10 protein-coding genes are annotated in these 12,396 nt (G+C 40.7%); 8 read left to right on the forward strand and 2 right to left on the reverse strand.

The annotated features are described in order from the left end of the window. Positions 1-85: 85 nt before the first annotated feature. Both EP1_RS06445 and EP1_RS06450 read left to right on the forward strand, forming a co-directional pair. On the forward strand, positions 86-2,449 hold the full coding sequence (locus EP1_RS06445) for a phosphoketolase family protein (protein WP_067625306.1): 2,364 nt from the start codon (positions 86-88) through the stop codon (positions 2,447-2,449). 333 nt (positions 2,450-2,782) lie between these two features. Continuing rightward, entirely contained in the window at positions 2,783-3,145 is a 363-nt protein-coding gene (locus EP1_RS06450; protein WP_067625452.1) for a MoaF-related domain-containing protein, read from the forward strand. Positions 3,146-3,291: 146 nt separating this feature from the next. Here EP1_RS06450 and thrS read toward each other — a convergent pair whose 3' ends face one another. Next, on the reverse strand, positions 3,292-5,199 hold the full coding sequence (thrS, locus tag EP1_RS06455) for a threonine--tRNA ligase (RefSeq protein ID WP_067625309.1): 1,908 nt from the start codon (positions 5,197-5,199) through the stop codon (positions 3,292-3,294). Between the two features lie 526 nt (positions 5,200-5,725). On the opposite strand from thrS, the gene EP1_RS06460 reads away from it, so the two are divergent. The 4 genes from EP1_RS06460 to EP1_RS06475 all read left to right on the forward strand — a co-directional run bounded on the left by EP1_RS06460 (position 5,726) and on the right by EP1_RS06475 (position 10,164). Continuing rightward, the gene (locus tag EP1_RS06460; RefSeq protein ID WP_067625312.1) at positions 5,726-6,196 is read left to right on the forward strand and encodes a PTS sugar transporter subunit IIA; all 471 of its coding nucleotides are present in this window, start codon (positions 5,726-5,728) and stop codon (positions 6,194-6,196) included. Positions 6,197-6,350: 154 nt separating this feature from the next. Further along, positions 6,351-7,895 (forward strand): PTS transporter subunit EIIC, encoded by a 1,545-nt coding sequence (locus EP1_RS06465; RefSeq protein ID WP_067625315.1) that lies wholly within the window; start codon positions 6,351-6,353, stop codon positions 7,893-7,895. 28 nt (positions 7,896-7,923) lie between these two features. Further along, positions 7,924-9,261, forward strand: a complete 1,338-nt coding sequence (locus EP1_RS06470; protein WP_083507506.1) for a 6-phospho-alpha-glucosidase — start codon at positions 7,924-7,926, stop codon at positions 9,259-9,261. A gap of 114 nt (positions 9,262-9,375) precedes the next feature. After that, entirely contained in the window at positions 9,376-10,164 is a 789-nt protein-coding gene (locus tag EP1_RS06475) for a MurR/RpiR family transcriptional regulator (RefSeq protein ID WP_067625319.1), read from the forward strand. Positions 10,165-10,222: 58 nt separating this feature from the next. On the opposite strand, the gene EP1_RS06480 is transcribed toward EP1_RS06475, so the two are convergent. Continuing rightward, positions 10,223-10,999 carry a glycyl-radical enzyme activating protein gene (locus EP1_RS06480; protein ID WP_067625324.1) on the reverse strand — a complete coding sequence of 259 codons (777 nt, stop codon included), beginning with the start codon at positions 10,997-10,999 and terminating at the stop codon, positions 10,223-10,225. Between the two features lie 172 nt (positions 11,000-11,171). Between EP1_RS06480 and EP1_RS06485 the strand changes: the two genes are divergently transcribed. Beyond that, on the forward strand, positions 11,172-11,915 hold the full coding sequence (locus EP1_RS06485) for a DeoR/GlpR family DNA-binding transcription regulator (RefSeq protein WP_067625327.1): 744 nt from the start codon (positions 11,172-11,174) through the stop codon (positions 11,913-11,915). Positions 11,916-12,052: 137 nt separating this feature from the next. Then, positions 12,053-12,376, forward strand: a complete 324-nt coding sequence (locus EP1_RS06490) for a hypothetical protein (protein WP_067625330.1) — start codon at positions 12,053-12,055, stop codon at positions 12,374-12,376. Positions 12,377-12,396: the final 20 nt, after the last annotated feature.

Genomic DNA, 12,396 nt, shown 5'->3' on the forward strand with positions numbered 1-12,396 from the left:
CAAGAAAAGGCTTTACATTTTTCGAAATTAAAGGTATATTGTACTCAAATAATAAAAGTAAAAACGACTAAAAGGAGTTTTATCAATGACAACCAATTTTGATTCTAAAGAATACCTAGGAAAAGTCGATGCTTGGTGGCGTGCGGCGAACTATATCTCTGTCGCACAAATGTATTTAAGAGATAATCCTTTATTGAGAAAACCATTGGAAAAAGATGATGTTAAAACCCATCCTATCGGTCACTGGGGAACGATTGCCGGTCAAAACTTTTTATATGCCCACTTAAATCGGGTTATCAATAAGTATGATCTAAATATGTTCTATATCGAAGGACCGGGTCACGGTGGTCAAGTGATGGTCTCAAATTCTTATATTGATGGCAGCTACAGCGAAATTTATCCAGAAATCACCGAAAATGAAGCTGGGTTGAAAAAATTATGCAAGATGTTCTCATTCCCTGGCGGAATCGCATCTCATGCGGCACCAGAAACACCGGGTTCAATTCATGAAGGTGGCGAATTAGGTTATGCTTTGTCTCATGCAACTGGGGCTATTTTAGACAATCCAGATGTGATTGCTGCAACAGTCGTAGGAGATGGGGAAGCTGAAACGGGTCCTTTATCTGCTGGGTGGTTCTCAAATGTTTTCATTAATCCAGTCAACGACGGAGCCGTTTTACCGATTGTGTATTTAAATGGCGGAAAAATTTCAAATCCAACAATCCTTTCGCGTAAGAGCGATGAAGATTTGCAAAAATATTTTGAAGGCTTAGGTTGGAAACCATACTTTGTTGAAGGTACTGATCCTGAAAAAGTTCACCCAATCATGGCTGAAACATTGGACAAAGTGGTTACTGAAATCAAAGATATCCAAGCGAAAGCCCGTCAAGGCAAAGCCGAAGATGCTGAAATGCCACACTGGCCAGTCATCTTGTTCCGGACTCCAAAAGGTTGGACCGGTCCAGAAACATGGGACGGCGAACAATTAGCGGGAACTTTCCGGGCGCACCAAGTGCCAATCCCAGTAGGTTCAGAAGATATGGAACATGCAGATAAACTGGTGGATTGGTTGAAATCATACCGTCCAGAAGAATTATTTGATGAAAATGGAAAAATTGTTGAAGAGCTAAAAGAAATTTCACCTAAAGGCGACAAACGGATGTCAACCAATCCAATCACCAATGGTGGGATCGATCCTCAACCAATGAAGATGCCTGATTGGAAACAATATGCGATTGACACCACTACACCAGGTGCGGTGATGGCGCAAGACATGATTATTTTCGGTCAACAAGCTCGTGATATGATCACTGAAAATCCAACGAATTTCCGGATCTTTGGTCCAGATGAAACCAAATCCAACCGTTTGAACAAAGTCTTCGATGTGACGAATCGTCAATGGATGGAACCAAAAAATAGCACGGACGAATGGCAATCTTCAGCGGGTCGTGTGATTGATGGTCAATTATCTGAACACCAAGCAGAAGGTTTCTTAGAAGGCTATGTTTTAACCGGTCGTCATGGTTTCTTTGCCAGCTATGAATCATTCTTACGGGTGGTTGACTCTATGTTGACGCAACATTTCAAATGGATGCGTAAAGCAAGTGCTCATGCTTGGCACAAAAAATACCCAGCATTGAATTTGATCGCAACTTCAACAGTGTTCCAACAAGACCATAATGGCTATACCCACCAAGATCCAGGTGTGTTGACACATTTAGCTGAGAAAAAACCAGAATTTATTCGGGAATACTTGCCAGCAGATGCTAATAGTTTGATGGCTGTGATGGATAAAGCAATGCAAGACAAACAAGTGATTAACTTGATCGTTTCAAGTAAACATCCACGTCCGCAATTCTACTCAGCAGATGAAGCAGAAGAATTAGTGGAAAAAGGCTTGAAAGTGATTGATTGGGCCAGCACGGATAAAGGGGAAGAACCGGATCTTGTGGTAGCTGCAGCCGGAACTGAACCAAACTTGGAAGCTTTAGCAGCGGTATCGATCTTGAACAAACAATTCCCAGAGTTGAAGATCCGCTTTGTCAATGTTGTAGATATCTTGAAATTACGTCACCCTGATGTTGATCCGCGTGGATTATCTGATGATGAATTTGATGCAATCTTTACAACTGACAAACCAATTCTTTTCGCCTTCCATGGTTATGAAGGAATGGTCCGTGACATCTTCTTTGATCGTCACAACCACAATGTCTTGATTCATGGCTATCGTGAAAACGGCGATATCACGACACCATTTGATATGCGTGTCTTCAGTGAATTGGATCGCTTCCACTTAGCGCAAGATGCTGCGAAGGCTGTTTATGCTGAAAAAGCTGCGGACTTCACGCAAAAAATGGATGAAACACTGCAATATCACCATGATTACATCCGCTCAAACGGAACCGATATTCCAGAAGTTGAAGACTGGAAATGGGAAGTTTTGAAATAAGTCTTTGAAATAAATACCGTAACTTCAAAAGCCTAGATCACTGATCTAGGCTTTTTTATGCCTCATCTGAAAGAAATACCTCGTAGCTCTTCAGATTGTTTAGTTCCAAGCTAGTAGTGACTGAAGCTACCATTTTTTACTAGGGCTATCGTGTGTTCTTTTTACCTAAAAATGCAGCCTCCCTTTTTTGAAGCGGAATTGCTGAATAAGCGAGTAAAGTAACCAATCGCAATTAAAATATTTGTCATTTTATTTCACAAATAGTGCGTGCAATTTGTTTTTGAAAGCGTTATTCTAGAAATGGAAGAGAAATCTAAAAAAGTAGGTGCAAAGATGAAAAGTAATCCATTAGAAGGAAAAATAGCGACAATAAAGTTTGACTCTGGTTTGGAATTTCGAATTGATTTTTTAACAAATAATCAATTGCGCTGGACTTCGACACGGGAAGAAGATGCTGGTGCTAGTGACGTGGAGACGATTTATGTGGCTGATTATCCAGGAGGAATTTATTCGGTCGACTGGGTAGAGGAGTCGGGTCTGTGTGTCTCTTATACGATCGATACTGCCAATCAATATGTAAAAAGCTTTATGACCTTTACCGATGAGAATTTTCGTGGGGGCCGTCGACCGTTTACTCACGAAGGACCGTTTCATTTTATTTTAGAAAATGGCGAGCCTGATCCAACGCCGGTGTAATTTTTTAATAGCTCTATTGGACACCTGTGATTGCCACAGGTGTTTCTTTATAGTTCAAAGGGAGAAGACAACAAAAACTCCTAAAGTTGTCAAAAGGCATAGCCTGTTTAACAACTTTAGGAGTTTATTAGGAATCAGAAAAACGCTTAGTAAATTCGGGCTTTCTCAGTGGCTTGTTGCTTAATCAGTTCCAAGAAAGCTTCTTTGTCCATTTTAGTGATTTCTTGTGAGCCGTGTTTTCTGATTGAAAATGGTGAGCCATTCATTTCTTGATCCCCGATGACTAAAACATAGGGAGCTTTTCTTAATTCGGCTTCACGAATCTTTTTACCTAATTTTTCATTCCGAAGATCTTTGGCAACGCGGATGCCATTTTCTTGGAATTCATGATAAAGCTCTTCGACGTAGGCTTCATTATTTTGCGAAACCGAGAGTAATTCGACTTGTTTTGGTGCGAGCCAAACAGGGAAAGCACCTGCGTAATGTTCGATCAAGATACCTAAGAAACGATCCAGTGAACCAAAGACAGCGCGATGGATCATCACCGGACGAACTTTTTCGTTGTTGCTGTCGATGAAACTTAAGTCGAATTTTTCCGGCATTTGGAAGTCTAATTGCACGGTTGCGCATTGGTGACTGCGATTCAAGGCATCCTTGATGTGAATATCGATTTTTGGTCCATAAAAGGCTCCGTCACCTTCATTGATCGTATAAGGATAATCCAATTCTGCTAAGACTTCTTTTAATGAATCCTCAGCCTTGTCCCACATAGCGATTTCTCCCATAAAATCGGCTGGACGAGTAGAAAGTTCGACCGCATACTCGAAGCCAAAGACTTTATAAACTTCATCGATAATTTTTAGAGCCAATGAAATTTCCTGTTTAATTTGATCGGGACGGACAAAGATATGGGCATCGTCTTGACAGAAAGTCCGTACCCGCAACAGACCATTCAAAGCACCGCTGAATTCATGGCGATGGACTTGACCGAATTCCGCCATTCGGATCGGTAGGTCACGGTAAGAGCGGACCTCGTCTTTAAAAATCAAGCAATGTCCCGGACAGTTCATCGGTTTCAGCGCATAGTCTTGATCATCCACTTTTGTGAAATACATATTTTCTTTGTAATGATCCCAATGTCCGGATTGTTTCCATAACCGCTCGTTCATGATTAAAGGCGTTTTGACTTCAGTGTAATCATATTTTGCCTGCAACTCCCGCAAGAATTTTTCTAGTTCGTTGCGGACAATTTGGCCATTTGCTAGATAGAACGGCATTCCGGGAGCTTCTTCAGAAAACATGAAGAGTTTCAATTCTTTACCTAATTTTTGATGACTGCGTTTTTCGGATTCCGCTAAAAAGTCTAAATAATCCGCTAGTTCCGCTTGAGAAGCAAAGACCGCACCATTGACGCGTTGCAGCATCTCATTTTTGGCATTTCCTTGCCAATACGCCCCTGAGACTTTTAACAATTTGAAATCTTTGATCAGATGGATATCCAACACAAACGGCGCTTTTGAAAAGTCAGCGACCTCACCAAGTCGGTAAATACAGATGTCTTCTTCATCAGCGAACTGGGCTAAGCGGTCTAATTTAAAAGGATTTTCGTTAAAAATCGCTTTTGCTTTAGCTACACTTACCCGTTGCGGTTGAATTAGCCCACCTTGTTTTTGCAGTTTTTGCATATCTTGCTCCAGATCCTTTAATTCTAGGACACTTAAAGATTGAGCTAAACGCATATCCACATAGAAGCCTTGGTCATCCAACTGGATTTCCGCCGGTAAGACCTCAGGGTAACGTTGTTTGATTGCTTGGATAAATAGCAAGCCTGAACTTCTACGTAAAGCGGCGAGTCCTTCGTTAGAGGCTTGGTTGTAAAAAATAATCTGGCTGGCTTGCTTAATCGGAGTTGATAAGTCGACCAACTGTCCGTCAATTGCGCCAATAACAGCATCTTTTTCATGTTCTTTCGCCAATTCATACAAGGTGGTTCCTGCCACCACCATTTGTTTACTGCCATCTGCAAGGATGATTTCGATTTGATTGTTTGCCATACTTATTCAACTCCATTCATTTAATTTGATATATAAAAAAACACGCCCCTAAAGAAGGGACGTGTTTGATTAACGTGTTACCACCCATGTTCCCAAGAAAGAAAGTGCAACTAATTTCTTGGCTCATTGTGATGCCTTAACGAGCATCATTCGATCAGTTTTTGACTGATTGCTTGAAGGGAGTAATGCCTGCATCTTTGACTAGAAGCTTACAGCCGATGGCTTCATTCTCTGAAAGTCGTTGATTAGCAGGATCGTGTCCTTCGCTTTGCGTTTTGCTTGTTTACTTATTGGGGCAAGAATACTCCCATAAAAATAAAAAGTCAAGAAAAGATGTAAAAAAATTTTGTGAATTATCCGCAAGGTTGGTACCGGTCAGTAAAAATCATTCCAGGCGAGTCAACGGAAAGTGGCGACTAGTTTTTAGAAATTTTGTTCCTTCGTCTGGACTTAGGTCCATAAATAAGTAATGGCATTGCGAAGGCTTTGAAAGCCCTTTATATTGAGAAAAAAAGGAGGACGAAAGATGTTTTGGCAAAAGAAAAGAAAACTTTATGCACCAGTTGATGGAGTATTTGTTGCGTTGCAAGATGTTGCGGATGAAGTATTTTCTAGCGGAATGATGGGGCAAGGAATGGCGATTGAACCAACCGCTGATACGATCGTTGCACCGGCAGATGTGAAGGTTATTAGCGCTAGTGACACGATGAAGCATGCATTGGGGTTGCGCCTAAGCAATGGCTGCGAGTTATTGATTCATGTAGGGATCGATACTGTTTTACTGAAGAATCAGGGATTTGTTCCTTTAGTTGAGGAAGGGGCGAAAGTAAAACGGGGAACGCCGTTACTAAAATTTGATCCGCAACTAATTAAGCAAAACGGTCTGAAGCAAACGGTGATGATGATCGTAACCGAAGCTAAAGATCAGCCCATCGAATGGCTCCCAAACTTACAGGAATTGACGGGCGGAAAGACAGCTGTATCGCTCCTTAAATAAAAAGTTTGTTATTGTAAAGAAATTCATTATTTTTTTTAGAACCTACAGTTGGACCTAGGTCCAAAGGAATTAGAAAGTATTGTAACCGATTCCGAATATTGTTAATCTGAACTCAAGAGATACGTATACTCAATAAAAGAAATGGAGATAGAAAATGAAAAGTAAATTTTCACAGACGATGCAGGACTTTTCTAGAGCGGTGATTGTGCCGGTCAAATTCATGGCTGTAATGGGTTTGTTTTTAGCTTTTTCTGTTATTTTACAATTAGAATTTATGCCTGCTGCACTGCAAACCTTCGGTGGCTTGATTAAGACAATGATGGACAGTATGTTGAACAACTTAGCCTTGATCTTTTGTGTGGGAATCTCAGCATCGCTTGCGAAAAAGAAAAAGGTAGAGGCTGCACTCATCTCCTTGATTGCCTTTCTATTTTTCTTAGCTGCGAACAATGCTTGGTTAACCTTAACCGATCAATTGGCGAAAGCAGGTGAAATGGGACTTTTTGGAACAGGACAGGCGGTTGTCTTAGGATTTCAAGTCGTTGATATGAATGTTTTTCTAGGAATGTTAGTCGGTTGTCTCGTTGCCTTTATTCACAATCGTTTTTCTGATAAGGAATTTGTCGATTTTCTCAGTATTTATGGAGGTTCGCGTCTTTCCTTTATGATTTTAATCCCGGTGATTTTAATTACGGCGATTGGAATGAGTTACATTTGGCCGGTGGTGAATGGGTGGATTTCTTCCCTATCAGGCTTCATTTTGACAACGGGCCTATTGGGTGTATTCATTTATTCGTTTGGTAATCGTTTCTTGATTCCGACTGGCTTACACCATCTATTATGGATGCCGTTTTGCTTTACTGCACTGGGAGGAACCGCAACCATCGGTGGTCAAGTCTATAACGGTGCTGCAAATATTTTTTACGCTGAAATGGCGAATGCAGGAACGATAACTAGTTTAGATCCATCCTTGCGCTTTGCAACCTTTGGCTTTGTAAAAATATTTGGTTCAATTGCTGTCTCTTTAGCATTGATCCATTGTGCAAAGAAAGAGCGAAAAGAAGAAGTGAAGGGGATGATCCTGCCATCGATGTTTGTTGCCAGCGTTGCTGGGATCACCGAACCGCTTGACTTTTCTTTCTTATTTGCCTCTCCGTTGTTATGGCTGGTTCATAGTTTATTAACCGCAGTCTCAGAAACGATCCTTTGGGGTGTGGGTGCTAGAACCTATATGCTTTATGGATTGATTGACACCGTGGTATCTAACTCAGTCTTTAGTCCATCAGTCACCCGTTTTTATTTAGTGATCATTGTGGGAATCGTGATGTCTGTTATCTGGTATTTCGTTTTTGTCCTATTGATCAAGAAGTTGAATCTTAAAACACCTGGGCGTGAAGACGAGCTGACAGAAGAAATCGCTTTGGCACCGGTGAATGGTGAAGCTTCATTGATGGAGAATGATTTTGATTTGGTAGTCGCAGGCTTAGGTGGGAAAGAAAATATTGAAAGTATTTCTAACTGCTTTACGCGGTTGCGGGTGACGGTTAAAGATGAAAGTCTGGTGGATGCTTCCCAGTTAGAGAAAATATCCCAACAAAAAGGGGTTGTTTTAAACGGGACCAATGTCCAAGTAATTATCGGCATGGGTGTTCAAGGATTCAAAGAAGATATTTGTGAAAAATTAGGAATTATCGAATAGTAAGTTTAAAAACGAAAGGAAGATATTGATGGAATTGAAAAAACAGTCTGTAGTCATTGCCGGTGGAGGAAGTACTTATACTGCAGGGATCGTGATGATGCTCATTGAAAATCAGGACAAATTCCCATTACGAAAATTAAAATTTTACGATAATGATGCCGAGCGTCAAGCAGTTGTTGCGAAGGCTTGTGAGGTGATTGTTAGAGAACGGGCGCCAGAAATCGAATTCTCAGCAACGACCGATCCGGCGGAAGCGTTTAGCGATATTGATTTCGTAATGGCACACATCCGGGTGGGTGGATTGTCCATGCGGGAAAAAGATGAAAAAATTCCGTTGAAATACGGTGTAGTTGGCCAAGAAACTTGCGGACCTGGTGGGATGGCGTATGGGATGCGTTCGATTCCAGGGGTAGTGGAGTTAATTGATTACATGGAGCAATATTCTCCTGATGCGTGGATGTTGAACTATTCAAATCCGGCAGCAATTGTAGCAGAAGCAACTAGACGGATGCGTCCGAATGCGAAGATCATCAACATTTGTGATATGCCAGTTGCCATCAAAAAATCGATTGCTGATATCGTTGGATTGAAAAATGAGAGTGAAATTGTCGATCGTTATTACGGTTTGAACCATTTTGGTTGGTGGACCGAATTAACGGACAAACAAGGCAATGACTTGATGCCTAAGTTAAAAGAACATGTGGCTAAATACGGCTATGCGGCGGCTGCAAGTGAAGGCAATCCGTTATTGGAAGAAAACAGTTGGATGGATACTTTCCAAAAAGCTAAAGATGTTTATGCCGTTGATCCGACAACAGTTCCAAATACCTATTTAAAATATTATTTATATCCAGATTATGTCGTCGCTCATGCTGATCCAAACCATACCCGAGCAAATGAAGTGATGGAAAATCGTGAAAAGAAAGTATTCGCTGAATGTGAAAGAATCGCAGCGGCTCAAACAGCCGAGGATACTACGATTGAAGCGGGAGAACACGCAGAATTCATCGTTCAATTAGCGGGAGCCTTAGCTTACAATACGTATGAACGGATGCTATTGATTGTCAAAAATGAAGGAGCAATCGCTAATTTAGACGACGATGCCATGGTTGAAGTCCCTTGTATCGTAAGCAAACGGGGGTATGAACCGCTATGTATGGGTAAGATTCCGCATTTCCAAAAAGGGATGATCGAACAGCAAGTCGCGGTCGAAAAATTAGTTGTCGATGCCTTTGAGGAAAAATCTTATCAAAAATTATGGCAGGCGATGACGTTATCTAAAACAGTTCCTTCTGCCGCAGTGGCTAAGCAGATCTTAGATGAAATGATTGAAGCAAATGGCTCTTGGTGGCCTGAGTTAAACTAATTTGCTGCTAAGCACAAAAGAGTATGGATGATTGAAGCCGATCATTCATACTTTTTTTGTGATTGGATACAAAATCGTGTTAGGTTAAAATAATAATAGGAAGGAGAGGGGCAGATGTTTTTTTCTGATATTGTCAATCAACACTATGAAGAACTAAGTGAAGTCGACATTGAAATGGTCAAATATATCAATGCTCATCTAAAAGAAATGACCTCGATGAGCGCAAACGACTTTGCGAAAGCCTGTCATTCTTCAAAATCATCAGTGATTCGTTTTACTCAAAAATTAGGTTTTACAGGGTTTAGCGAGTTACGGAATTTTTTGAAATGGCAAAACAATCCGCAAGACAGCAGTCAAGCAACCGCGTTTAAAAATCGGATTTTTTCCGATGCTGATCAAACGATCAACTATCTCAAAGACAATCACTGGGAAACGGTTTATCAAGCTTTGGATCACAGTAGGAATGTCTATTTATTAAGTACGGGAGTCACTCAGCAAAATCAAGCGGCAGAGCTACAGCGTCTATTGTTATTGATCGGTAAACCCGCTCAGATGATCCCAGCCAGCTCTCAGTCGAATGAATTTAAGCGAATTATGGAAAATATCACTGAAGAGGATCTGATTTTTGTCTTATCCTTGTCTGGAGAAAATCAACATCTTTTTAATGTGTTGAATGTTTTGGCTACGCATCACTCAACCATCGTATCGATTACTAATATGCAAAATAATTTATTATCAGGACGAGCAGATTACGCCCTTTATGCATCAAGTAGCCGTAGTCCTAATCCGGCTGACTGGTGGCTACAAACGGCGTCGTCGTTTTTTCTACTGATTGAAGCCTTTGCCTTTGGTTATGTCGATTATTGTCGTAAAAAAGAAGAAAGAGCGCCCGAAGTAGATTAACAAGTTGCTATTAGAAAAAAAGCTAAGTATACGGGACCACCCCATACTTAGCTTTTTTCTAATGTACATGACACGCAATTTGCTGTTCTTCTAAAATCGTTTTAAAGTAATCCAACTCTTCGGTGTGTAGTTGCGGAATATCTTTCATTTCATATTCCCGATCCAAAAAAGTATATTTTTGCTCACCAAATTGATGGAAAGGAAGCAATTCAACATTTGTAATGCCTAGTTCGTTAAATAATTTTGCGAATTCTTTGGCATTTTCACGACCATCATTAAAGTTCGGGATGACAGGGATCCGTACCACCAAGTGTTGTTGCAGTTCCAAGGCTGTTTTCAAATTGTTTAGAATCGGTTGCAAAGAAACACCGGTTCCAGCCTTATGTTCCGTTTCAGCATGATGCTTGACGTCAAAATACAAGAGATCAACTTGCTCAATAAATTTGCGAAAGACATCATTGCGAGCAAAGCCGGTCGTTTCACTAGCCGTATGAATCCCCTTGTCCTTTAATTGACGCAACAGTTCAGTCGCAAATTCCGCTTGGTAAAGGACCTCGCCGCCGGATAAAGTCACGCCGCCGCCGGATTCTTCATAAAAGGCTTGATCTTTCATGACTTCGCGAATGATTTCATCGATTGTTTTGTATTCGCCAACAGTGGTGTGGGCCTTTTTTTGCTTGTCCCACATTTGCTCCGGTTTGCCCGCTTGAGATTCAGGATTTGAACACCAAAAGCATTTCAATGGACAGCCTTTAAAAAAGACAACGGTTCGAATACCAGGTCCATCATGAAGACTAAATTTTTGAATATTAAAAATACAAGCTTCCTTGTTCATGATCATTCTCCTTAGTGATTTCCTTTTTTGCTTCGTCACGTTCTACAGGTTCATTTTAACAAAAAACAGACCTTTCGTAAATATAATTAGTTACGAACGTAAATTTAATTAGTGATTGATTGTTGCCTTCGTCATTGTATGGTAATCTATCTTTAACAAGGAGTGGATCGGGATGTCTAGAGAAGAAGAGATTATTTCAATCGTGAGTCAAAAGAAGAAAATCGAAGTCAATGAACTTTCGAAATTATTAAATGTTTCAAAAGTAACGATTCGGAAAGATTTAGATCGGCTTGAAGCAAGAGGGTTGCTGCATCGTCAGCATGGTTTTGCTTTGTTAAATAATATGGATGATATCAACTATCGCTTGGCACAGAATTATGATTTGAAGCGAAAAATCGCATTAGAAGCCAGCAAACTAGTTACTGATGGTGAGGTAATTATGATTGAATCGGGTTCCACGTGTGCTTTGTTGGCGGAAGAACTAGCTTTCAATCGTAACGACATTACGATTATTACGAATTCTTGTTTCATTGCATCGTATGTTAGAAAAGCCGATTCAGTCAAGGTGATCTTGATTGGTGGCGAATATCAAAAGGAATCACAAGTCAACGTGGGGCCGCTAGTCAAACAAGTGATTAGCGAGTTTTATGTCGATAAGCTTTTTGTTGGGATCGATGGTTTCGATCAACGACGGGGCTTTACCGGCAGTGACATTACCCGTTGTGATACGACTCGTACGCTAGCCACCGCGGCCCAGCAAACGATCGTCTTGACCGATTCTAGCAAATTTAGCCAAAATGGCGTGGTTTCGGAGTTTGCTTTTGATGAGATTAGTAAAGTCTACACCGATGCAGGGATTTCTGAGGAAGTATTGAACTTTTTAACTGAACAAAAAATTAATGTAACGACTATCTAAAAAACTGGCATGAGGAACATGAAACGGATAAAAATCAAGGGCTAAATCAATGAATTTTTAGCGAGGGTTTCAAACAGGGAAGTGTTATACTGAGCGTATGATAAATGATTAGGTGTAAACAGCTGAAGGAGGCCCTCATGAAGAAAGTTCTTTGGATTTACTCGCTAAATGTTGCCGATGGTGGCGGACCGATTGGTTATGCGGTTAACACTGTGGGAATACTGACTAAAGAAAGGCAGGCCAAGCTGCAAGGGGAATTGGGACCGGCGATTTCGTTGCAATTTATTAGTTATGATATAACCAGCAAGGCTGTTCCCGCGGCTGATTTAATTATTTTTAACGATCGAGATGCAATCTATCTTAGTGAAGCCGTTAAGAAAAATGGACTAGCGATTTCTTATCGTGATTTGTTCTTAGGAAATGAAGAAAAAATTGTACAGATGATCAAAGCTTTTTTTTGAACTACCGAAAAATTAGGATA

The organism is Enterococcus pseudoavium NBRC 100491 (genome assembly GCF_001544295.1).
In the GTDB taxonomy this organism is placed as follows: domain Bacteria; phylum Bacillota; class Bacilli; order Lactobacillales; family Enterococcaceae; genus Enterococcus_A; species Enterococcus_A pseudoavium.

Bases quoted from the DNA above. Each gene is read 5' to 3' on its own strand.
- EP1_RS06445 (WP_067625306.1), top strand. From the start codon at position 86: ATGACAACCAATTTTGATTCTAAAGAATACCTAGGAAAAGTCGATGCT.
- EP1_RS06450 (WP_067625452.1), top strand. From the start codon at position 2,783: ATGAAAAGTAATCCATTAGAAGGAAAAATAGCGACAATAAAGTTTGAC.
- thrS (WP_067625309.1), bottom strand. From the start codon at position 5,199: ATGGCAAACAATCAAATCGAAATCATCCTTGCAGATGGCAGTAAACAA.
- EP1_RS06460 (WP_067625312.1), top strand. From the start codon at position 5,726: ATGTTTTGGCAAAAGAAAAGAAAACTTTATGCACCAGTTGATGGAGTA.
- EP1_RS06465 (WP_067625315.1), top strand. From the start codon at position 6,351: ATGAAAAGTAAATTTTCACAGACGATGCAGGACTTTTCTAGAGCGGTG.
- EP1_RS06470 (WP_083507506.1), top strand. From the start codon at position 7,924: ATGGAATTGAAAAAACAGTCTGTAGTCATTGCCGGTGGAGGAAGTACT.
- EP1_RS06475 (WP_067625319.1), top strand. From the start codon at position 9,376: ATGTTTTTTTCTGATATTGTCAATCAACACTATGAAGAACTAAGTGAA.
- EP1_RS06480 (WP_067625324.1), bottom strand. From the start codon at position 10,999: ATGAACAAGGAAGCTTGTATTTTTAATATTCAAAAATTTAGTCTTCAT.
- EP1_RS06485 (WP_067625327.1), top strand. From the start codon at position 11,172: ATGTCTAGAGAAGAAGAGATTATTTCAATCGTGAGTCAAAAGAAGAAA.
- EP1_RS06490 (WP_067625330.1), top strand. From the start codon at position 12,053: ATGAAGAAAGTTCTTTGGATTTACTCGCTAAATGTTGCCGATGGTGGC.